At 41.6% G+C, this 22,171-nt stretch carries 19 protein-coding genes and 4 pseudogenes; 8 read left to right on the top strand and 15 right to left on the bottom strand.

The window, feature by feature from the left end:
- Window positions 1–135 precede the first annotated feature (135 nt).
- From HC246_RS21165 to HC246_RS21135, 8 genes and pseudogenes are all read right to left on the bottom strand, one after another.
- Window positions 136–366 (bottom strand): annotated as a pseudogene (locus tag HC246_RS21165) (hypothetical protein); the annotation flags it as partial.
- 357 nt (window positions 367–723) lie between these two features.
- Window positions 724–3,633 carry a PAS domain S-box protein gene (locus HC246_RS21160; RefSeq protein ID WP_169365419.1) on the bottom strand — a complete coding sequence of 970 codons (2,910 nt, stop codon included), beginning with the start codon at window positions 3,631–3,633 and terminating at the stop codon, window positions 724–726.
- Window positions 3,634–3,991: 358 nt separating this feature from the next.
- Window positions 3,992–4,546, bottom strand: coding sequence for a transglutaminase-like domain-containing protein (locus HC246_RS21155; RefSeq protein ID WP_404822292.1), 555 nt, complete (start codon window positions 4,544–4,546; stop codon window positions 3,992–3,994).
- Window positions 4,504–4,665, bottom strand: a pseudogene (locus HC246_RS27155) (IS701 family transposase); the annotation flags it as partial. The gene HC246_RS21155 and the pseudogene HC246_RS27155, both read right to left, overlap by 43 nt.
- A 71-nt stretch (window positions 4,666–4,736) precedes the next feature.
- A complete protein-coding gene (locus HC246_RS21150) occupies window positions 4,737–5,414 on the bottom strand; it encodes a DevA family ABC transporter ATP-binding protein (protein WP_169365417.1) in 678 nt (225 codons plus the stop codon).
- Window positions 5,415–5,501: 87 nt separating this feature from the next.
- Entirely contained in the window at window positions 5,502–6,704 is a 1,203-nt protein-coding gene (devC, locus tag HC246_RS21145; protein ID WP_169365416.1) for an ABC transporter permease DevC, read from the bottom strand.
- A gap of 317 nt (window positions 6,705–7,021) precedes the next feature.
- Window positions 7,022–8,191, bottom strand: coding sequence for an ABC exporter membrane fusion protein (locus HC246_RS21140; protein WP_169365415.1), 1,170 nt, complete (start codon window positions 8,189–8,191; stop codon window positions 7,022–7,024).
- A 6-nt stretch (window positions 8,192–8,197) separates the two neighbouring features.
- Complete coding sequence (locus tag HC246_RS21135; RefSeq protein ID WP_169365414.1) at window positions 8,198–9,022, bottom strand: SDR family NAD(P)-dependent oxidoreductase; 825 nt, start codon at window positions 9,020–9,022, stop codon at window positions 8,198–8,200.
- Window positions 9,023–9,051: 29 nt separating this feature from the next.
- Here HC246_RS21135 and HC246_RS21130 point away from each other — a divergent pair, with 29 nt between their 5' ends.
- On the top strand, window positions 9,052–9,669 hold the full coding sequence (locus HC246_RS21130) for a PadR family transcriptional regulator (protein WP_225903075.1): 618 nt from the start codon (window positions 9,052–9,054) through the stop codon (window positions 9,667–9,669).
- A gap of 88 nt (window positions 9,670–9,757) precedes the next feature.
- The gene (locus HC246_RS21125; RefSeq protein ID WP_169365413.1) at window positions 9,758–9,985 is read left to right on the top strand and encodes a hypothetical protein; all 228 of its coding nucleotides are present in this window, start codon (window positions 9,758–9,760) and stop codon (window positions 9,983–9,985) included.
- A 2-nt stretch (window positions 9,986–9,987) separates the two neighbouring features.
- On the opposite strand, the gene HC246_RS21120 is transcribed toward HC246_RS21125, so the two are convergent.
- Both HC246_RS21120 and HC246_RS21115 read right to left on the bottom strand, forming a co-directional pair.
- The gene (locus tag HC246_RS21120) at window positions 9,988–10,470 is read right to left on the bottom strand and encodes a QcrA and Rieske domain-containing protein (RefSeq protein WP_169365412.1); all 483 of its coding nucleotides are present in this window, start codon (window positions 10,468–10,470) and stop codon (window positions 9,988–9,990) included.
- A gap of 73 nt (window positions 10,471–10,543) precedes the next feature.
- Window positions 10,544–11,137, bottom strand: coding sequence for a transglutaminase-like domain-containing protein (locus HC246_RS21115; protein ID WP_169365411.1), 594 nt, complete (start codon window positions 11,135–11,137; stop codon window positions 10,544–10,546).
- 269 nt (window positions 11,138–11,406) lie between these two features.
- Between HC246_RS21115 and HC246_RS26550 the strand changes: the two genes are divergently transcribed.
- The 3 genes from HC246_RS26550 (at window position 11,407) to HC246_RS21090 (ending at window position 14,937) form a co-directional block, all read left to right on the top strand.
- Complete coding sequence (locus HC246_RS26550) at window positions 11,407–13,560, top strand: sugar transferase (RefSeq protein ID WP_211167894.1); 2,154 nt, start codon at window positions 11,407–11,409, stop codon at window positions 13,558–13,560.
- 291 nt (window positions 13,561–13,851) lie between these two features.
- The gene (locus tag HC246_RS21095) at window positions 13,852–14,160 is read left to right on the top strand and encodes an IS110 family transposase (RefSeq protein WP_169365410.1); all 309 of its coding nucleotides are present in this window, start codon (window positions 13,852–13,854) and stop codon (window positions 14,158–14,160) included.
- Between the two features lie 558 nt (window positions 14,161–14,718).
- A complete protein-coding gene (locus HC246_RS21090) occupies window positions 14,719–14,937 on the top strand; it encodes a hypothetical protein (RefSeq protein ID WP_169365409.1) in 219 nt (72 codons plus the stop codon).
- Here HC246_RS21090 and HC246_RS21085 read toward each other — a convergent pair.
- The 3 genes and pseudogenes from HC246_RS21085 to HC246_RS21075 form a co-directional block, all read right to left on the bottom strand.
- Window positions 14,934–15,976 (bottom strand): annotated as a pseudogene (locus HC246_RS21085) (IS630 family transposase). The gene HC246_RS21090 and the pseudogene HC246_RS21085 sit on opposite strands and share 4 nt — an antisense overlap.
- 181 nt (window positions 15,977–16,157) lie before the next feature.
- Window positions 16,158–16,739: pseudogene (locus tag HC246_RS21080) on the bottom strand (IS630 family transposase); the annotation flags it as partial.
- Between the two features lie 20 nt (window positions 16,740–16,759).
- Window positions 16,760–17,041 carry a helix-turn-helix domain-containing protein gene (locus HC246_RS21075; protein WP_211167893.1) on the bottom strand — a complete coding sequence of 94 codons (282 nt, stop codon included), beginning with the start codon at window positions 17,039–17,041 and terminating at the stop codon, window positions 16,760–16,762.
- A gap of 117 nt (window positions 17,042–17,158) precedes the next feature.
- Between HC246_RS21075 and HC246_RS21070 the strand changes: the two genes are divergently transcribed.
- The 3 genes from HC246_RS21070 to HC246_RS21060 all read left to right on the top strand — a co-directional run bounded on the left by HC246_RS21070 (window position 17,159) and on the right by HC246_RS21060 (window position 20,230).
- Window positions 17,159–18,556 carry a sensor domain-containing diguanylate cyclase gene (locus tag HC246_RS21070; RefSeq protein ID WP_169365408.1) on the top strand — a complete coding sequence of 466 codons (1,398 nt, stop codon included), beginning with the start codon at window positions 17,159–17,161 and terminating at the stop codon, window positions 18,554–18,556.
- A gap of 42 nt (window positions 18,557–18,598) precedes the next feature.
- A complete protein-coding gene (locus HC246_RS21065; protein WP_169365407.1) occupies window positions 18,599–19,759 on the top strand; it encodes a YHYH protein in 1,161 nt (386 codons plus the stop codon).
- A gap of 105 nt (window positions 19,760–19,864) precedes the next feature.
- Complete coding sequence (locus HC246_RS21060; RefSeq protein ID WP_211167892.1) at window positions 19,865–20,230, top strand: ArsR/SmtB family transcription factor; 366 nt, start codon at window positions 19,865–19,867, stop codon at window positions 20,228–20,230.
- 214 nt (window positions 20,231–20,444) lie between these two features.
- Here HC246_RS21060 and HC246_RS21055 read toward each other — a convergent pair whose 3' ends face one another.
- Together HC246_RS21055 and HC246_RS21050 are read right to left on the bottom strand one after the other, a co-directional pair.
- Entirely contained in the window at window positions 20,445–21,299 is an 855-nt protein-coding gene (locus tag HC246_RS21055) for an oxygenase MpaB family protein (RefSeq protein ID WP_169365406.1), read from the bottom strand.
- Between the two features lie 164 nt (window positions 21,300–21,463).
- Window positions 21,464–22,045, bottom strand: a complete 582-nt coding sequence (locus HC246_RS21050) for a gamma-glutamylcyclotransferase family protein (protein WP_169365405.1) — start codon at window positions 22,043–22,045, stop codon at window positions 21,464–21,466.
- Window positions 22,046–22,171: the final 126 nt, after the last annotated feature.

Genomic DNA, 22,171 nt, shown 5'->3' with positions numbered 1-22,171 from the left:
TAGTAGATTATTTGTAATCAATTAATTACATAGAAGTTAATTACTATCATGCAAAAGTCATTTTTGGTCAAAGGTTTAGCCGTTTTAACGATTGCGACGCTCTGTATCGGTATGCCAAGAATGATTGGGAGCATATCAATTAGGCATTGAGTAAATATATTTAGAAGAATAGAAATAGCCATTGAGATAAGCGCAACGATGTCTCAAAACTTGAGCAACATTGTCCTGATTCCACTGAGCACCAGAAATCTTGACGCGACGACCAATCTGCTTAATTGTTGATTCAACTGAGCCTGAGCCGATGGGAATTCCCTGATTCTGTAAATAACCATACTCAGGAATGCGATGACGATGATTGCGTAAATAATCGCCTGTCCGTTCTAAACCACCACTAGCAAAACCGACAATCTGCCCAAAATCATCTTCCACTACATAGACAAAATAATTATTAGGATGGCTCAGAACCTGGTGCCACGTCTTTTCTCGCTGCTTGTAAGACATGTTCTCTAAGTGTTCATCGGGAATAATCCCGCGATAGGCAGTACGCCAAGTATCAACATGAACTCTAGCGATCGCTGGTACATCATTAATATTTGCATCTCGTAAAATCATGAGGAATCATCACTTACCTGTTTATATATCTTCAGCCATACGCGGTAATGTTCTTTTTCCAATGATGGTATATCTCAGATCATTTTTTAGCCCTAAGTCTAGCAACATTAATCACTTAGACTTCTCATTCTTGGCTAACATATCTTCAATTACCTTTGCTAAATATTGTAGATGAACTGGCTTGGTTAGATAATCATTTGCTCCTGCCTCTAGACATCTTTCGCGATCACCTGACATGGCAAGAGCGGTTAGGGCAATTATGGGAATATCTACCAAACTAGGTTCATTGCGAATTTGCTTCGTGGCAGTGATTCCATCCATTTCTGGCATTTGGATATCCATCAAAATTAATTGAGGTTGATGGATTTTTGCAAAAGTGATCGCTTCTTGTCCATTTTGAGCAATCACACAGTGATAGCCTTTCTCTTCAAGATAACTGGTAACAGACAGCGTATTTGCTTCATTATCTTCAGCGATCAGAATCGTAGGTGAAGTAGTACTTAGCAATACTGGTATAGAATTCTCATTAGAATTTGATTGAGTATTTGATTGTTGCAAGGAGAGAGTATCGGTTTGACTGTTTTCATCTTTTGGTGATTGAGTAGCATGGGAATCTGGAGCTATGCAGACATAGGGCAGTCGCACAGTAAAGCAACTACCTTCACCAACTTGACTACGAAGGTTAATATCGCCTCCATGCATTTCCACTATTTGTTTGACAAGGGCTAGTCCCAAGCCAGTACCTTCGTATTTACGGTTAAGACTACTATCAATCTGGACAAAGGGTTTAAACAGTTTTACTTGATCGAGAGGCTCTATACCAATGCCCGTATCGGTTACAGAGATGCAGAGATAAAATCGGTCTTCGAGAGGGCAGGACTCTAATACGGAATTCGGTCGGGGCTGGATTGGACTGAGGGTTAAGGATATATGCTCAGCTAAGTTACTATCTAGCGGTTCGTAATGGACATCTAGGGTGACCTTCCCACCAGTGGGAGTGAATTTAACGGCATTAGATAGTAGATTGATTAACACTTGACGGATGCGGCGTTCATCTAGTACCATTTCGCCGATATCTTGAGAGAGATTGGCTCGGAGTTGAATCTGTTTTTTAAAAGCTTGGTTTTTTACAAAATTGAGGCTAGATTGACAAAGTTGCAAGATATTTACCCTCGCAATTTCTAGTTCTAGTTTACCCGCTTCTATTTTGGATAGATCGAGAATGTCACTTATGAGTTCTAACAAATGCTGACCGCTCTTTTCAATAGTAGCGATCGCTTGAGATTGACGTTCATTTATCGATCCAAAAATTTCTTCTTGCAAACCTTCTGAAAGTCCTAAAATTGCATTGAGGGGCGTGCGGAGTTCATGGCTCATATTTGCCAAAAACTCATCTTTTAGGCGCGTGGCTCGGATTAATTCTGCATTTGTAAGTTCTAGTTTGTTTTCGTATTCTTTGCGATCGCTGATATTTCGTGCAGAGGTAATTACCAAAGTTTTACCTTGAGAATCTTCAAGTTCCACCAAGTTAAGCTCTACGGGGAAAATTTTGCCATCCTTTGTTTGATGTAAAACCTCTTGACTGGCATATTTTTGGGTATGAAGGGTTTCGATAATATCTTTTTTACAGAAAAAATCCTTCGGCATGATGTCGCTGGGATCCATCCTTAGCAATTCCTCTCGGCTATATCCCAAGCTTTCACAAGCAGTTTGATTAACTTCAATAAAATTGCTGGGCTTTCCTGTTTCCGTAAATCCATTGATAAATACTGCATCGGATTTGTGATTAAACAAAGCCTGATATCGTTTTTCACTATCAAATAAGGCGGCTTCAATCCGTTTGCGTTTGCTGATATCTCTCAAAATGCCTTGAGCAATATATGTTCCATCAAGCTCAATCCGACTACCAGTAACTTCCACAGGAACGAGGCTACTATCTTTTCGCAATACAACACTTTCTAGCATCGGTGCTGCGACACCTTGGACAACAGTTTGAAAGTGTTCGCGTACCGCTTGTAAAGCATCGGGAGGATGGATCTGCGATACATGGAGTTTACTTAATTCTTCACGGGTATATCCTAAGAGTATTTCAGCTTTGTGATTTGCTTCGATCAAGTTGCCTTGGGGATCAGCTAGACAAATTGCATCACTGGCATTGTCCATGATAGCGCGATACCGTTGTTCGCTTTTTTGAAGTTTCTCTTCTGCGCGTTTGCGATCACTGATATCTGTTTCAAAGCCAATAAAACGACTTGCCTTACCAGTTTGATCTTTCACAGTTTGTCCACGATCTAGCACCCAGAGATAACTGCCATCTTTACATTGGCTGCGATATTCAATCTCAAAAAACTCCGTTTCCCCAATTACATGATCATCTAAAGATTTCATAAAACGATGATAATCATCGGGATGAATGCGTCTGATACACTCATCAGGCGAATTACCAATTTCCTGCTCGCTAAAGCCGCGCATCTGTTTCCATCGGGGGGAGAAAAATTTTGTATTACGCTCAAGATCCCAATCCCAAATGGCATCATTTGAACCCTTGAGAGCCAATTGCGCCCGCTCTCCGATAAGAGTTAATCGTGTAATCTGCTGAGTTAATAACTCGATCAAGCTGTCTTGAATTAACAAACCAACTAGGCGATCGCCTTCTAACACAGGTAAATGCCGAATCTGATGTTTTTGAAAGATGGCTACGATTGTATTGATACTTGTAATTGTTGCGATGGATTCTTCTTGAATGCTAATTACAGAATGGCTTATCACTGACTGCATTGTTAACAGCTCTAAATCTACTCGCTGAGCGCCAACGCTAACCACATCTCTCTCAGTAAAAATACCCACCGCTTGAGATTGATTTGCCTCGTCTACGACGATTATATAACTAGAGTTATGTTCAGCCATCATCGCGATCGCCTTACCCACAGATGTATCTAACGCGATCGTTAAGGGATTACGAATAATTAGAGATTGGATTTTTTCTGAGGCTTGGAGATTGAGATTTGGCAGAGAAGTCATGAGAAGTAAAACCTTGAAAAAACCTTTATGCAGATAAAAAAACGATCGGCTAGCAAAATTTTTAAGAAAAGTATTTGGGGAATATACAGAAAGTAGAATTGAGTAGAAAATAGACTTATGCTATTTTTTTGAACAAAAAAGGAACATAGGACAAATGCCCCAAAATGCCTCACGTATCTATAATGGACTAATAAAATTGGGGAGTCAATATAGCTTATAGTCAGGGGGATTTATTAGCTTGTAAACAACGGGAATATCGATCATGACTAAGCAGCGAAAAATAACGGCAAATTAATCATGCGATCAACTAAGGTTCCATCACAATTGAAAATAACGTATTTAATCATGTTTATCTGAATTAGGAACTTGAACTAAGACCATAGTTGGTTGCATTCTCTAAGGAAACATTAGGGAGATTTTGCAACATCCATTCCCATGTGATGTGAGATTGCAAAGCCTCAATCACAACTGTAAGTAGCTCTGGTAGTATACTTGAGAAATCAGCTTCTTCTAGAAATTGAATCTTAAAAGCTAACTTTTCGTGCGGTGGGGTGAATTGAGCATCAACTCTCTCTTTATTTCTCGCATCCATGCGATACCAACCAAACTCAGGCAAATAAACCCCATTAAATCCATGCAGACTGTAGGGTGCATTAGTATCATCAATACTTAAGTGCTGATAGCAAAAAACTGCGGGAATTCCATTTCCTCGAAGTAGAACTGCTAATAAATGGCTTTTCACATGGGAATATCCTGTTTTGTAATGTAAGACATCGGAGGCTAGCCAAGTCACAGGATTCATTTGGTAGTCAACACTATGACGAATTTCATCACGTACCCACTCAAAACGCATTTTCGCGATCGCCTCATTTGCCAGACTATCCTTGGAGTCAATTTTTGTCCTCTCATATATCGGTTGATTTGGTCGTGACTGTATCCCTCTATATGTTCAGCTAAGTTCGTGATTGTATAGTTTATCTGGCTACTCAGCAGATACTGGCAATAGTCTAGGGTGCTAAATTTCTTCGCCATTTGGCTTTGTCTAACTCTTCTTCTTTTTTACCTCTTTTTCTCCACTGCGTAAGTCCTAAAATTTCCAGATTTCATATCATCAAGCATCCATCTTCCATGTAAATAATGCGATCGGCGAGATCAAGAATGCGATTGTCATGGGTCACAAGGAGAATCGTACAGCCTTGCTGTTTGGCTAATTTTTCCATAATCTCCACCACATCTCGCCCTGATTTTTTATCTAGAGCCGCCGTTGGTTCATCGGCAAGGATGATCTTCGGTTGTCCCACCAAGGCACGGGCGATCGCTACTCGTTGTTTTTGTCCTCCTGACAGGTCGCTAGGATAGTAATCCAGTCGGTGAGACAAACCCACAGCATTTAAGACATCTCGAATCCGTCGATCTGCTTCTTCAGCAGTGACATCATGGAGTTCTAGCGCCATTTCCACATTTTGATAAACGGTGAGAAAGTTCAAGAGATTATGGGCTTGGAAAATATAGCCAATGTTGCGACGAATCAGCGTCATTTGCTCGGGAAGAGAATTAAGTAATTCCCGATCGAGAATCTTCAGGCTACCCTCTTGCGGCGATCGCAAGCCACCCATGAGCGAGAGCAAAGTCGTTTTCCCCGAACCCGAAGGTCCTGTCATAATCACAATCTCACCGCGATCAATTTGCAGATTTATATCAAACAAAACCTGCTTACGGAGAGCATTCTGACCGTAGTAGTGATTTAGTTGCGTTACGGAAATAGCAAATTGCGAGGACATTTATTTCAAGGAAAAAGTAGAAAGGAAAAAGGGAAAAATACAGTTCTCTAACTTTTTAAAGCTAAAAGCCAAAAGCTTAAAAGCTAATTAAAAAATATCCGCAGGATCGGCAGTTTGAATCTTTCTCACGGCAATTGCTGCGGAAATAGAACACATGATGGCGGTTAGTACGAATACAAACGTAATCCGTCCTGCATCCATTGCCATTGGTAAGAGCGTGGCGATATGGGTGATTTCGTAAATGCCCCATGCCATGGCTGTGGCGGGAATGAAGCCGAGGACAGCGAGGATGAGCGATTCTTGGAAGACGACTATTAATAGATAGCGATCGCGAAATCCCATTGCCTTCAGAGTGGCGTATTCGGGCAAATGGTCGGTGACATCGCTATAGAGAATTTGATAGACAATTACGGCTCCGACGATAAAAGCAATTACGACACCGAGATCGAAGGTGTAGCCCACGGGTGTACTCGCATTCCAAAAAGCTACTTCAGCTTTGGCGAAATCTTGTCTCGTCATGACTTTGACATCGTTAGGCAGGAGCGATCGCAATTCTGCTAAGACTTTATTGACATCGGCATCGGGCTTGAGCTTGACTACACCGATATCAATTAGTCCGCCTTGGCGCGATCGCACCATTCGCAAAAAGTTAATATCGCTGGTGACGAGATGGGCATTAATGCCAAAGGTGGGGCTGAGTTGAAATAGTCCCCGCACTTGGAATTGGCGTTCATCAATTTCCGTAACGATGGATTCACCTGCTTGAAATTTCTTTGCGATTGCCCCAAATTCATTCCGCGATCCAGAATTAAAGAGAACTGTATAGGGTTCGCGCAGCTTTTGGCGATTCTCAACAACGCCTTTAATATTTAAAACTTGATGTTCGGGATTAATGCCAATAGCGTAAATATCCCAGATCTCTTTGTTGTAAGGGTTGCGCCATTGAATGAAGTTGAGATAAATCGGACTAACGGACTGTACACCCGATACGCCTGCGGCTTGGTAAAGGCGGCGATCGGTAAAGCGATCGAGGGAAATTAGCGATCGGTAGCGACTGCTTAAAATCACGATTTCGCCATTGATGCTGTGATGGAGTTCTACGGCACTGCTAAATAATGCGCCCCGAAATCCCATTTGCAAAAACATCAACACATCAGCAAAACTAATTCCTGCGATCGCTACTAGTAGACGCACGCGCTCTTTCCGCAATTGCAACCAAGAAAGAAAGAGTGGTTTCTTCTTTTTGGATTTTGCCGTGACATTTATAGGTTTATCTATGATTTTGGTCATAACTCTCTAGGCTAGGAAATCATTTTCAAAGGCTTAAGATACTAATGATCACCCTCAACCCGCCTTGTAAAGGGGGAAGAATATAATTCTCCACTCTTTACAAGCTAAGGTTTACACACAAGTCCCTTTGTCTTCGTTTCAATGGATCTAGCCCCCTAAATCCCCCAATTCTGGGGGACTCTGAAAGAATTTTATTATCTTGTTCCCCCAGAATTGGGGGCTAGGGGGCAATTAATTGTTGACTTGACTGGGTTTTATGACTTGTGTGTACGAGGTAGCTTTACAAGGAAAGCTGAGGGATCTCCTCGCAATCGCTACTAATCCCGAACATCGATCGCTGCTTGAATACTGAGATTGGTTAGCCCTGCAACCAAACGACTAGAAGGTTCATCTAGCAGTATTTTTACTTCCACGACTCTTGCATCGAACTGAGCCGCAGGATCGGTATTTAAGACATCTTTTTTACTAATCTCTAAGCCAACTTCCTTCACTTTGCCGCGCAATGTTTCGGAGAAGGCATTATTTTTGCTGATTACAGTGGCGGATTGACCGATTTTGATTCGGTTAATATCCAGTTCATAAACCTCAGCAACGGCAACCATACGTTGAGTTTGACCTAAACTAATAATTCCATTATTTCCCACTAATTCCCCAGCACGGGTATGGATTTTGAGAACCTGTCCATCTTGGGGGGATCGCACTATAGCTAAATCAAGATCGGCTTTTGCCCTTGCTACACCTGCCTTTGCTTGTGCGACCTGCGATCGCGCTAATTCCACATCTACTGGACGAACTTCGGCGATCTGGTCGAGGGTGGCGCGGGACTCAGCGATTTGCGACTGACGAGATCGCACTATCCGCGATAACTGTGCCTTCGCTTCATTTAACTGTTGACGCACTGTATCGCTAGTTAACTGTTTGCTATCACGCAGAGAACTTGAGACTGCGCCTTCTGTTTGCAGATATTGATACCGCCGATCCTCTAGCTCCGCATTGCGAAGTTCGGCTTCTAAACGGGCGATCGCTGCCTCTTGAGCAGCAGTTTCCGTTTGTAACTCTACTTGAATGCGATCGACGACTCTTTGCTGCGCCACAATTTGCCCCGACTTTGCCCCTGCTTCTACTTGCCTTAATTGCGCTTCGGCAACAGCAACTCTTTCCTGTGCTTCCCGCAAAGCCGCTGCACGCGGAGCATAGTTATCGAGATAGGCGATAATCTCTCCTTTGCGAAGTTGTTGCCCGTGCTGCACGTTGAGCCGTTCAATTCGCGCACTTTCGCCCGATATGGGTGCAAACACCTTAATTACTTCTCCATCAGGTTCCAATCTTCCCAATGCTGAAACTGTTTCTAATTTAGGAGTGGTTTCGGAAATAACAGGTTGAATAGATTTTTGGGAGAGGTTTATATAGGCGATACCACCAATACTTAAAGAAGCGATCGCGATCGCCGTTAGTGGTAAATATTGAATTGGAAATCTAATGCTCATGGGATTTTAACCGTTTTGATGTCTAGTCATATCGCGCATTACGCCCCCCATAATCTGCACTCTCGCCCAACGTGGCAAAAATGCAAGGGAATAGGTCAACAGTTTCGAGATGAATCCAGGTAAGATTGTGGGCTTTTTCCCTAGAGCATCTAGAGTTGCCTGAGCCACATCTACAGGATTTAATGCCATTCCCAATTTCATGCCTGCACGGTCAGCAAAACCGCTATTGGTAGGACCGGGAGCAGAAGCAATGACATCAATTCCCATCGGAGCAAGTTCGACATATAGGGCTTCGGCTAGGGTCTGAACATAAGCTTTAGTTGCAGCATAGTGTGCCGCAAAGGGGGTTCCTTGAAAGCCGACAATCGAACTCATCAGCACGATGCCACCATTGCCACGCTTAGCGAACCTTTGCCCAAAATGCCAAGTTAGTTCTAATAGCGATCGGCAATTGACATTCAACATTTCAATTTCTGTTTCTATTGGACAATCAAGAAATGCACCCGAAGTCCCAAATCCTGCTGCCGCTACGAGCAACCCAATATCCAGATTTTGCGTTTCTTCCAAAATTATTTTGGTTCCTGTCTTCAGAGTCAAATCAACAGCGAGAACTTTTGTGGCAATTGCATAGCGATCGCCCAAATCAATCGCCATCTGTAGCAATACATTTTGACTACGCGCAACTAGAACCAGATTTAGCCCTGCCTCAGCAAGCCTTAGTGCCATTTCGCGCCCAATACCTGAAGAAGCACCCGTCACAATCGCCCAAGAGCCGTATCGCCTAGATAAGTTGCTAATACGGGATCGGCTACGAGAATTAATACTCAGCATTTTTAACTCCGTTTTTTGTATTCAAATTTTTGAATACAAAAAACAATGTATACTTAACCCATAAAATTCGTCAAGTAGTTTGCGATCGAAAAATGGCGCTCAAACATACCATCCTTGCTTTCCTCTCTCGGCAGTCCCTCAGTGGCTATGAAGTCGCCAAAGAATTTGCTGAAGGTTTTGGGAGTTGTTTTTGGAAAGCAAGCCAGCAGCAAATTTATGCCGAACTTGCCAAGCTAGAGAAGCAGGGTAGTGTTACCTATGAGGCAATTCCACAGGCAGGCAGGCTAGACAAAAAAATTTATTCCATTACCGATCAAGGGCTAAAAGAACTTACGGATTGGCTAGTTCAACCCACTGAGCCAACTGCAATGCGTGAAGATTTAGGTGTAATGGGTTTGGCGGCGCATTTAGTTCCCCATCAAGTGACTGTGCGCGAAATCGAAAGGCGGCGACAACTCCATGCAAACATGGCACTCCATGTCAGAAAGATGGATGAGCATTTTGCCAAAAATTTAGAATCCCTAGAGCTAAAGGATCTATATATGCATCTAATCATTCGGCGTGCAATCCGCTATCAAGAAGACTGGGTTAGCTGGTGTGATGAAGTGTTAGAGGCGATCGCGCAGGTTATAAAAAAATTGGAATAGTCGCCATGCAACCATTTTGCCTCAGCATCAATGGGCTTATTCTAAGTAAATCTCAAGCTTGTTTGGTATCTAGTGTCATTAAAGTGAATTGGAAAGTCGGCAAGATCTGGATGTTGTTCTTTTAGAAGCTTGTAAACAAGGGGAATATCAATCATGGCTAAGCAGCGAAAAATGTCGACAAATCAATCATGAGATTGTTGGAGTTGTGCAACATTATTCTTATCATTACAAGATAGGGCGATCGCATTACAAGCAAGCGATCGCCCTATCATCTTTAACTTTCTATCGCAAATTTATTTTGTCAGTGCATCTATAGACTTATCCTGAGATAGTCTTGCTAGATTTGTCTATGGCACGAGGTTTGACGAAAAAGCGATTTTCTTCAATCTTCACATCAAAGGCAATTAAACCTTTTTCCGAGGGACCTTTGAGAACTTTGCCATCAAAGCCAAATTCCGACGCATGACAAGGACAGACAAATTTCTGTGTGTCTTGTTTCCAGTCAACTACGCAATTGCGATGAGGACATAGAGGACTAACTGCAACCAGCTTTTTGTCGGCACTATTACGGATAATGAGAACCTTATCGGTCAAAACTTTACCATTTTTTTCTAAGATATTGGCGGGACCAACAACAGGTACAAATCCATCGGTTCTAGGTTTTGGTGACTGGGGTGCTGGTGGCTTAGGAGCGCTAGTGGGTTGCTGCCCAAAAGCAGCGATCGCTGTACCAAAAGTGGAAGCAATGCTTGCACCCAAAAAAAGTAAACGTCGTCGGGTTGTGGCAAAAGGGAGGGGCATAATATCACCTATTGGCTAAGTAATTAAAGTTAAGATAAAGTTGTGCAATTGACTATGTCAACGATCTCAAAAATTACAAGATTATCCTAGCTTGCTCTAAGGAAACATCGGGGAGATTCCGCAACATTTGATCCCATCTGGTGTGAGACTGTAAAGCTTCAATTACAATTTTCAGTGGCTCTGGCAGTATGTTCGATGAATCCATCTCTTCAGGGAACTGAATCTGGAAAGCTAACCTTTCTTGTGGTGGAGTGAATTGAGCATCAACTCCCGTTCTATTTCCCCTTGCATCCATGCGATACCAACCAAATTCAGGTAAATAAACCGCATTAAATCCATGCAGACTGTAGGGTGCACCAGTATCATCAATGCTTAAACGCTGATAGCAAAAACCTGCGGGAATTCCATTTGCGCGAAGTAAAGCTGCTAATAAATGGCTTTTTGCATAGCAATATCCTGTTTTGTAATGTAAGACATCGGAGGCTCGCCAAGTCACAGGATTCATTTGGTAGTCAACACTATGACAAATTTCATCACGTACCCACTCAAAACAAACCTTTGAGATCGCTTCATGTGATGTTATGCCTGAAGCAAGATCATAGGCAAGATCCAAAATTTGGGGATGTTTCCAGTCAATTACTGGGCTTGTGTTGAGATATTTGTGCATATTTAATGCGATCGCTGGTTCTTTTGAGCTTATCGTAATACTTTTTGCTGAGGTATTGGGTGTAGGTGATTAGTTATGATTATTTCTAGATATAGGGGGGGTAGAAAGAAATTAAGCAATATTTTACTTAGTTTCTTTCCAATAGGGCTTATACAAGTCTAACGAATTTACTAGGTTTTAATTGGCTGTGATGCGCGAGCAATCTGTACCAAATCTAGTCACTATGTCAATCCTGTTCTACATTATTAAACAAGAGGGAAAGCGGAACTATGATATTAGTAACAGTTGGGACTGAGCAGTATCCATTCAATGCATTATTGGATTGGGTTGGCTTGTTAATGAAAGAAGGAATGATTACAGAAGAAGTAATTATTCAATATGGTTCTTCAACACGTTTACCTGACGACGTTAAAATTAGTAGAGTCATTCCTGAAGTTCAGTTTAAAAAAACAGTTAAACAAGCAAGTGCAGTCATTGCCCACTGTGGAGAAGGAACAGCATTATTATTAGAAGACTTTGATAAGCCCTATATCTTAGTGCCCCGCACGGTCAAGTTTCATGAGCATGTTGACGATCATCAATTAGAAATGGCTGATGATTTAGAAAATCAAGGCATCCTAATTGCGCGATCGCCTGCCGATCTGGTTAAGTTTCTTAAGTTAATCACTGTAAATCGCTATTCTGCGAATTTTGGTGAAGATACTCCCTTATGCAATTATTTAAGCGATCGCTACCCTAGTTCTGATCAAACTAAAATCATGCTGGTTTGCTCATCAGGTGGTCATTTCAAAGGAATGCAAGGGTTACATCAATATTGGAAGCAGTTTAAGCATAGAAGTTGGATTACATTTAAAACAGGCACAACTGTATCTGAGTTAGAGGATGAGAAAGCATTTTGGGCATATAGTCCTACTAACCGTAACCTCCCTAACCTAGTGAGAAATCTACTGTTAGCAATTCGGGTGATTTTTAAGGAACGCCCACATATCGTCATTTCAACTGGTGCAGGTGTAGCTGTACCATTTCTCGTTGCTGCAAAGTATCTCAACAAGAGCCAAGTCATCTTTGTAGAATCCAAAACACGCATTCGAGATTTAAGTCTTTCAGCAAGGTTATTGCGCTCATTAAAGGCTCTGGATCTCCTAATAGTCCGCGCCGAAGAAATTGCCAAACTTTATCCTGAGACAGTTTATATCCCCACAGGTCATGATCAGCAATCACTAAGGGTTGGATTACATGATGTTCAAGTGACTAATTTCCAAGATACAGTCCTAATCAGTACTCCCAAACAACTGCTTAACCCTGAGGCTCGTAAGCTAAAGGAAGATTTTCGACAACTATGTCAAGAGGAAGAGAATTTCCGCAAGATTATTATAGACATGTCTAAAACTGAATTTATGGATAGCTCAGGTATAGGAGCTTTAGTCTCTTGTCTGAAAGTAATCCGTCAGACAGATATTCAGTCAGGTAAGTCTGAAACTACCGAACTTGTGCTTTGGAGTGTTAATCCACAGGTGCAATCCATTTTAGAAATGACAAATCTGGCTCATGTTTTCCCTGTTGAACCTGCTTCGCGGACTAATCGTGCTCCTAGTAAGAAAAGTGCGCGATCGCAAAAGCAAACGAGTCGCCTCGCGATGACGTTATATCGTCTCTATCAATCGCTGATTAAGATTCCCGTCCTATGTGTGATCGCCTATCTCATGTATTTTCTCTATCCTGCGATCGAATTAGATCCTAGAGTGCCAGTCCATCCGTCTGTACGCAGTTTTCCCAAGAGGCTTATCGATATTATTGGCTCTATCATTGGCTTAGCATTCACTGCGCTCCTGTTTATCCCATTAGCGATCGCCATCAAAATCGAAAGTGCAGGGCCAGTTCTATTTAAACAAAAACGGGCAGGGCTAATGAGCAAGCCTTTTGCAATCTGGAAGTTTCGCTCTATGGTCAAGAACGCCGAAATTCTCAAGCAGAAAGTTACCAATGAAATCGCAGATCTCACTGATGGCAATACTCAAAGTGCAGACAATGCTAAATTTTTCAAAAACAAGAAAGATCCTAGAATTACTAAAACAGGAAGAATTCTGCGTAAAACAAGCCTAGATGAATTTCCACAGTTTTGGAACATTTTTATCGGGGATATGAGCTTGATTGGAACAAGACCACCAACTTTTGCGGAAGTGGGACTATATGAGATAGAAAATGAATATACAGATTCCAAAATGACTGAATGGAGCCGCCTTGATGTTAGACCAGGGTTAAGTGGTGTATGGCAAGTAAGTGGCAGATCTACGGTTAGAAGTTTTGAAGAGGTGATGGAGTTTGACCTATACTACAAGCAAAACTGGAGTCTCAGATATGATCTCTGGCTAATCTGGAAAACAGTGATGGTTCTCTTTGAAAAAGATAATGGTGCTGTATAGAATTATCCATTAATTTTCAATCGAACCAAGCCCCCCCTTGTATCTAGGAAGAAAAGTAAAAGATAAAATCTTTACTACAATCCGAAAAAGCAAAAGCAGAGATAAACTCGAACAGCCCCTAGGGACACCAAGCCCTTATTGTAGATAGAGTCGTCTCTGCTTAAACAGTGGAAATAGATAAAGACTGGGCAGTATCAGAGGTCATCCGATGGGTATACCTGCATTCACAAGGATAGTTAAACTCCACTAATTGCTGTACTAGAAACTCTAGCAAGAAGCAAAGAAAACACGATGAACAATAGCAATGAAGTATGTGATGTTTTAGGAATAGATATCAGCAAAGCAAAATTTGATGTTGCCCTCATCCAAGGTAACGCCAAGATTAAAAACAAAGTATTTGCCAACAATCCTGAAGGATTTGCTGAATTGCAAGAATGGCTAAACCTTCAAAATGTCACAAACTTGCATAGTTGTATGGAAGCCACTAGCACTTATGGCAATGCTTTAGCTAGATTCTTAGTAGAAAGAGGATACAAAGCCTGCCTTCTCAATCAAAATCGTATGGATAGAAGACTTAAGATGTGCGATCGCTTTATGTAATTTGTATTGATCTTCATCAAATTGCCAAGTAGTTGCATAGTCCCTACAGTTAATTACCAAAGTTTCAGGAGTAGCAAAGGCATAAATGACGGCGTTAATATACTTGACTCACCCCCTCATCCCCCAACCCCTTCTCCCGCAGGAGAAGGGGAGTAAGATATTTTTCTTGTTCCCCCTCTCCTGCGGGAGAGGGGCTAGGCGATGCACTGAGCCAGTCGAAGTGGGTGAGGGCTAAGAGTTCTTTGGTGTGTCAATTATATGAATACCAAAATTACCCCCTGTTAAGTACAGAATGTCAAAAACTTAAAAACCGAAAGGAAAACTTTTTATATTTCTGTATATTATTTTACTAAATGCTTAAAATTTACTATCTTTTGCAAAACTTTACAGCTCGTTTTAGGATTGCGATATACCTAGGTATAATCATGGGAGTTCTTCGCCGTAAAATGAGGAACCAATTTTTGATGATGCAGCGACTTCGCTGCATCACCAAAAATTGGTTCCTCATTAAATCGCAGAGACCTAAAAGTTTTTCCTTAGACCAACAAGCCATATCCTATGAATCTGCGACTAAGGACATTGCTGGCTAGCAGCATTACTACTATATTTCTGGTAGTGGGGTTGTCAGTCGGGTTGTCCTATTTGATTTTGCAGAAGATTGCCTTGATCGAGTCCACGACAATGCACCGTCGGCTTGATCGAATGCTTAAGTCTCTCATCGATGATTTGGGAATATCATCTAATCCTAATCAGCCATTATCTCCAGATATACCTTAACAGGGAATAGACTTAACATTATCAAAAGACTGAAAGCGCAAAGTCAATAAAGAATCCAAAGCTGCTTTATGAGTAGTGCGGGAATTCTCAAGGCAAGAAGCAATAGCAAACTTGAAAGAATCAAAATCAGGGTAATAGACGGAGTAGAGACACTGTTTCTTCACAAATTTCCAAAGACGCTCAATCAAGTTTAAGTTTGGAGAGTAAGTAGTCAAATAAAGAAGCTCGATATTTAATGACTGAGCCAACTCAAAAACTAAAACACACTTTTGATAACGAGCATTATCCAAGACAAGAGTAATGGGTATAGTCAAACCCAAAGCCGCAAGTTTGTGGAGTAAGTCACAAACACTTTGAGCATTGATGTAAGAATCATTAGTCACAGTAATCAACTCATGAGTAACAGCATTAAGTGCACCGAGGACATTAAAACGCTGTCTTCCCGTCCCAGATTTAAGAAACAAGCGTTCAAAACACCACAAAAAGCCTAAATAGGCTCCAAGGACAAAGTGAGCAGCATCAACAAAGAAAACGGCTCTTTGTCCAGATTTAGCTTCCTCTAAGCGCGGTTCTAGTTTTTTTTAAGAAATTCCTCTTGTGCTGCTGGGTCAGCCTTTGCAGGTATTAGCCCCACTCGACGACAACTCATTCCCATCGATTTCAGGAAATGACGCACCTGTTCTCGACTACGGACAATCCCTGTCAACTCAGTAATTTTTGCTGCTGCATGAGCCAGCGTTTTAGGTGGATGTTCTCGAAAATATATCTCTAAACTTTCTTGATGCTTTTTTAGTTCACTCTGGGGGCGATTAAAGGTCAGTTCTTTCAGTTTGCTTATCCCACCTTCTTTATAATCTCGTAAATAGTTCAACAGTGTCGGTTCACTGATTCTTAGCAGTTTCGTAATTTCCTTGTGTGGGTATTTCTGGCTTTTTAGGTATAGTGCTTCCATTTTTCTCTGCACTCGTGGATGCGGGTGATGGAATCTTTCGTAATGTAGCGCATCTATTTCTTCTTTGGTAAATGTTATTCGGAGCATCTTGGAGAAAAGTTAACGTTTCTTCCATCTTTACTCTTATAAAAAATAAAGTCTACCCCCTGTCAAGGTATAGCAAGGAATCTCTAGAAAAGATTAACTCCAAGATCGATATTGCGATCGCCTTTGATCGCTCTGGCAAATCCCTTACAGCAAATTCTGATCAAACCCGCCACAAAAGAAGCTACCTAAAAGGCTCAAAGCAGATGCCACAATGATGGAACCAATTAAGAGCATCTTCATCAGTAATAGTCTGAATAGACGAAGTAATTGCCGCATCAAGAGCCTCGATTGTACGAGCTTTAGCTGAACGAATAATTTCCTTTAACTTTGACCAACATAACTCAATCGGTGATAAGTCTGGAGAATAAGGAGGGAGAAACTTGACCTTAGCCCCAACAGATTCAATTAAGATTTTCGCAATTTCTGCGTAATGTACTGGCAAATTGTCCATAGCAACAATTGCTCCAACCCATAATTGAGGCAATAATATTTTTTCAATAAAAACTAAGAAGCTTGCAGTGTTTAAACTCCCTACAAAAGTCATTGCTGCTATCAACCCAGTATCACTCATTGCGCCAATTAAAGTAATGTTCTTACCTTTGTTGCTTGGACGGTCGTCATATACTCTTGCTCCCCCTTCACATCTGCCATAGAACCTTGTCATCGCCAGATTTAGTCCTGTCTCATCAATGAATACAAGGTTTTTTACATCTATTGTATCGAGCCAACTCCGAAACTCATAGCGCAATTTTTGGACTCTCTCTGTGGCTTGTTCACTGGCTACTAAAGTTTTTTTTTACGCCCTAAATCCAATCGCTTGAGAGTACGGCTTAAACTCGATACACTCACCTTAATTTCTTTGGTTTCTTGGAGTTTTTCTTTTATCTCTCGCAGATATATATCATTTTGTTCTCTAACAATTGCTTTCACTAATTCTTCATTCTTGCCTTTAATTTTGGATCGTCGATCTCCTCCTTGCGGTTTTGCTGCGATTTCATCTGTTTCTCGATACCGACGCAAAAAATCTCGCACAAAAGACAGACTTACTTTAAATCGTTTTGCCAAATCTCTCTGCGTATTTTCTTTGTTTTGCCATGCACTTAATATCTTTTCCCGTAAATAAGCGCGAATATGCTGCCATATTTTATTTCTATTTCGTGATCCTTCTAGATTACTCTTCCTGTGGCGGGTTTGATCGGAATTTGCTGTAAGAGTGGCTTAGGAGATGGACTCAAAGAAATTAAGCCTCCTTCCTCATCTCTAGAAACCATCCTAGGCAATCTCCCCCCACAATGGACAAGCCTTCCCACTAGTGAGGCAATTAATTTCCCAAAAGGTATTCAAGCGGGATTTGTTCAAACACCTGAAGGCTTACTATTACTAACAGAGCGTCCACAGATTAGCGATCGCGAGCAACTACGACTACTGATTGGGCAATGGCTAACTCCTAGTCGGCTCAAAAGCTTTGGAGAGCGATCACTTTTAAGATTACGTCTTCTCTCCATCAAAGATCCAGAAGTTCCTGAAGAGTTGAAATCACCACAGTTAGGTAATTTACGCTCCATTAAAGACTACACTCCCAAACCAGATTTACAACCTAAACTAGATGGAACGGCTGGTAAGAATATATTTCCATCTGAAGAGACCAAATTTCAAGCTGGCTATATACTTTTACGGGATATAAAAGGCGAACCGATCGCAGTGCTTCAGTCAATTTCTCCTAAGCCCTTTGCCACACAGGGAGAAGAAGGCGTAAAGATTCTCCTACTATTTGTATGGTTAACGGTTCTGGTATTTGGCATAACTTCCAACTTACTTCTTGATCGCTGGGTTCTATCGCGAATTTCCCATTTGAGTAAACAACTTAAGGAAGTGAAAGCAGATTTTAGCCACTCTACAGAGGTATCGCTAGCAGGAAATGATGAACTAAGCGAACTTGCCTCTGATATTAACTTGATGTTACAAGAACAGGAACGCTATCAAGAAAGCTTGCGCCTAGCGAAAGCAGAAATAGAAGCAGCTAATCAGGAATTAGAGCGTTTAGCCTGTACCGATGGATTAACTAAGGTGATGAATCGTCGCTTCTTTCAAATGCATCTGGACAAAATTTGGCAAGCCGCATTGCAATCATCACAACCTCTATCGCTGCTCCTTTGCGATGTTGACTTTTTCAAACTGTATAACGATACCTATGGGCATCTCGCAGGTGATCTCTGTTTGCAGAAAGTCGCTAAAGCAATGGCTGATGTTGTAGAACGTGAACCTAATGCGATCATTGCCCGTTATGGTGGCGAAGAATTTGCCGCAGTCCTATTTAATATGCCCGTCAGTAAAGCCGTTGACATTGCCGAGCAAATACGGATATCTGTTTTCAACTTAAATCTTCCCCACGCCAGTTCTAAGGCAAGCGATCTCGTCACCTTGAGTATTGGTGTTTGTAGTTTGATTCCTCAAGAGCACTTGTCTGATCGAGATTTAATCGCACAGGCTGATGAATATCTCTATCAAGCAAAATCAGAAGGTAGAAACCGTGTTGCGACAAACCTTGCAAATATCAATAAACTGCCAGCATTAAGTTGATTGATATCCATCTCTCAAGCCACCGCCAATCATGTAGAAATAATGAATAAATATTTTATTAGCCTCACTTGTTTAATAATTCTGCTCATTACACTCTTCCAAAAAGTGGGGATAGTCAACTCGGCAACTAAGCCTGAGCGATCGCCAAATCTCACAATTGCCAACGTGATATCTCAAGCGAATCCAGTCGATCTGAAGCGATTACCTTTAGGTGATGGCAAAATATCTAATAGCCCAAAAGTTGGCTGGATCTGGGCATGTCGCATCGATCCCAATGCTGGTGGCGCTTTTCGAGATGGGAATTGGATTAAATCAGATGGTACTTACGATTTCACCGCGAAACCGATTGTGCAAGGGAAGGTTAATTGGGATTACCGCTTTAAAATGTCACGTCAAGGCAATAAGCGTATTTTTAGCACCAATGATTTGCCGAACCATCCGACAGGGATATATCCCATTGCTCCCAATAGCGAAGCCTTTCTCTATGATCGCAATCCCAATCGTATCGCCCCTCAGAATATGCAGGTAGAGTTGCCTGCGAATCCCCAACTAGCAAGCCAGCCAAGCTGTGCATCGGGGGCAGTTGGTATTTTGTTGACGGGTACAGTTTTGTTTAATGCCCTTGATGCACTAGGACGTGATGCAGTAGCCCATGAAACCCAAGATGTCTGTCAGGGACATCCACAGGAGGCAGGGGTTTATCACTATCACAGTGCTACTACCTGTTTACCTGATCAGACAACGAAGGATGGCCATTCAACATTGATGGGCTATAGTCTCGATGGCTTTGGCATTTTCGGTCGGCATGGAGAAAGTGGCAAGGTGTTAAAGAGTGCCGATTTAGATGTTTGTCATGGACATACTCATCAGATTAATTGGGATGGCAAGCAAATTTCTATGTATCACTACCATGCAACTTGGGATTTTCCCTATACGGTTGGTTGTATGCGTGGTTCCTATAAAATGAGCGATGTGATGACAATTAGTGGTCCCAGACCAAGAAGGAGAGAGGGTTTTCCTCCCCAAGATTTTGGGAATGCTCCTCCACGTCGTCCTAATTTGGCAATTGCCGCACAGAAGTTAGGAATTAGCGAACAAAAGCTGCGCGATGCTCTTGGTGCGCCCCCTCCTAATCTAGAAATTTCCGCAGAGCGTTTAGGAATCAGTGAGCAGACATTGCGTGATGCATTAGGAGTGCCCTAGTAATCTTTTTCATTGCTATATTGATAGGAAGCATAGTCAATCATGCTATACAACTATATAATAATGAAAGCAAAACACAAATATTCAAGGCTTTCTAGCGATATTATGACTCTATCTCCCTCTGCTCTCACACAGGTTGCTGATTACTTCAAAGTATTATCAGAACTGAGTCGCTTGCAAGTATTGTGTTCTCTTAAGTCAGGCTCAAAAAATGTTACTGAAATTATGGAAGAAACGGGGCTGGGGCAGGCAAATGTCTCCAAGCACCTGAAGATTTTAGCGCAGGCAGGAATTGTATCGCGGACTCCCCAAGGTGTGAGTGTGTATTACGAAATTGTGGAACCATTTATTTTTGATTTATGTGAACTGGTAGGAGATCGCCTATCGCTACGTTTGCAAGAACAGTCTCAACAACTAAAACAACTAGAATCATTACGCCGTAATAAAAATGTCAGTGCAGGACGTTTGTAGTGTCTAGTTGCATCAACCTTATAAAATTCCTCTAATCGCTTATCCATAAACTATCTCATCACTACAAAGGGTATAGCAGTTCTAAATAGGTTAAAAGAGGCTTCGACTCCGCTCAGCCATCTACATACGTTGGCTGAGCGGAGTCGAAGCCCTATTTTTTATTTGAATTATCTATATGTAGATTTCCCAAAATGAGGGTGCAAAACGATGTCTGTCACCGATAGCCATCCTTAGAGAATGTACCTAGCTCTTCAATTTTGTAACCTTCAGGATAAGATGGGCGCTTGCGATTAGTGCCTAGCAAAGGTTCGCGACGTTCAGGAAGGAATCCTACAAGTTTGCCGCGTAATTTCAAAGTACCTGTAACCATTTTGCGTAAAAAAGCAGGTGGACAAGGAAGAGAAAGTGCTGCCATTAAAGGATCGTCAAGTGCAGCGTAAATAAGAGGTCTTCCTAGTGACCATAGTAATCGTGGTAAATAAAAACTTAAAAATAAATTTACCGTAACTTTAGCGATGATTCGATTTGAAGTAGCTAGAACAAAATTGTTTTGCTCGTAATTGCGGTTAAACTGCTCAAATTGATCGAAATCTTCAGGGATATCACGAATATTCATCCGTAAGCCCACCTCTCGATAAAAGTAAAAACAAGCCAGTTGCTCATTGCGCGTTAGCGATCGCCATCCGTAGCGGTCTAACCAACGAATTGGTTCGTAAATGAAGGTGCTGAGGACATAGAGAAAGTCTTCGTTGCTAATTGGAAATCGTCCATGCATTTGGTTCATGCGCCGCAATGCCCTTTGACCGCGATCGCTATCATAGCCATGTTCAACAATTTCTGACATGATTAGTTCCGTATCGTCGTAACGCTTACGGGGTCGCTTAATAAATTCTCCTGTTTTCGCTAAGAGGCTAGAGATGGCAGGAATGGCATAGGTGCGAAATAGGGCAAATTCTAAAGCCCGCTCAATATCCCAAGGAAAAACATGATATGTGAGCAAAAAGATAATTTCTTGACAATCCTGCTGTGGATCTAGCTGGGCAATACGCTCTGTAATTGGCTTTCTCATCGCATTCTAAGTAAATAGTTGAAAAGCTTTAATTGGCAGTACTTTTCAACTATTTATTATAGTAGTTTTCGTTTTGTCTACAGCAAGATGAAAATTACTATCGCGTTTCCCAATCTCTGTTAATTAAAAAAGAAGTGCGGTACTTTGTACCGCACTTCTTTACTTTAGCCACATTCTTGATAGTTGTAGTTGTAGGACTGCAATTTGTAAATGTGATAGAACAATTGCCAGAAATACTTTTCGGTTAAACCACAGGTAGATGCGCCGCGTAATACCACATTGGAATACCAATCATTAGGAGCGAGTTCGCGGGCTAGCTTGTTGACAACACTATAGGTTCTGACATTGGTATAAACCTTTTGATCAACCGTGACTGTGATCAATTCATGCTGATAGCCGCCTTTTGAGACATCTTCACGAATATCTAAGCGATCGCTAAGGCGTAGAGGTAAGCAATATAGGACTCCTTCTACATAGGTATTAGGATCTTTGACAATATCTAAGCAACCACAACCACGGTGAGGTGAACGGTAATAAAATCCTAGCTTATAACCATTTAAACGGGCGACACCAACAACATATTGATGGGCAGACTCACCTAGCGATCGCTTTAAATCCACAGGACACATACAGGAGCCATACGCAAAGTAGTAAAACATCGGCTCAGATGAATGACCACATCCTTGATCGGAGCTTTCAGGATTGGGCAACTGCTGTGTTTTCAGGGATTTGAGTAGGTCTACCATGACAATATCTTTGGCAAAAACTATTTAGTATTCTGGGATACTTACAAAAAGTATAGAGCTTTGTGTATGCTCAACAGAGTCAACTATTACAAGAGTTTTTTGGCTAGAGACTCTATTCATAACTTA

Source organism: Pseudanabaena yagii GIHE-NHR1, from assembly GCF_012863495.1.
GTDB classification, from domain to species: domain Bacteria; phylum Cyanobacteriota; class Cyanobacteriia; order Pseudanabaenales; family Pseudanabaenaceae; genus Pseudanabaena; species Pseudanabaena yagii.
Note: the sequence above shows the minus strand (reverse complement) of the source record. Positions and strands in the feature narration are given on the sequence as shown.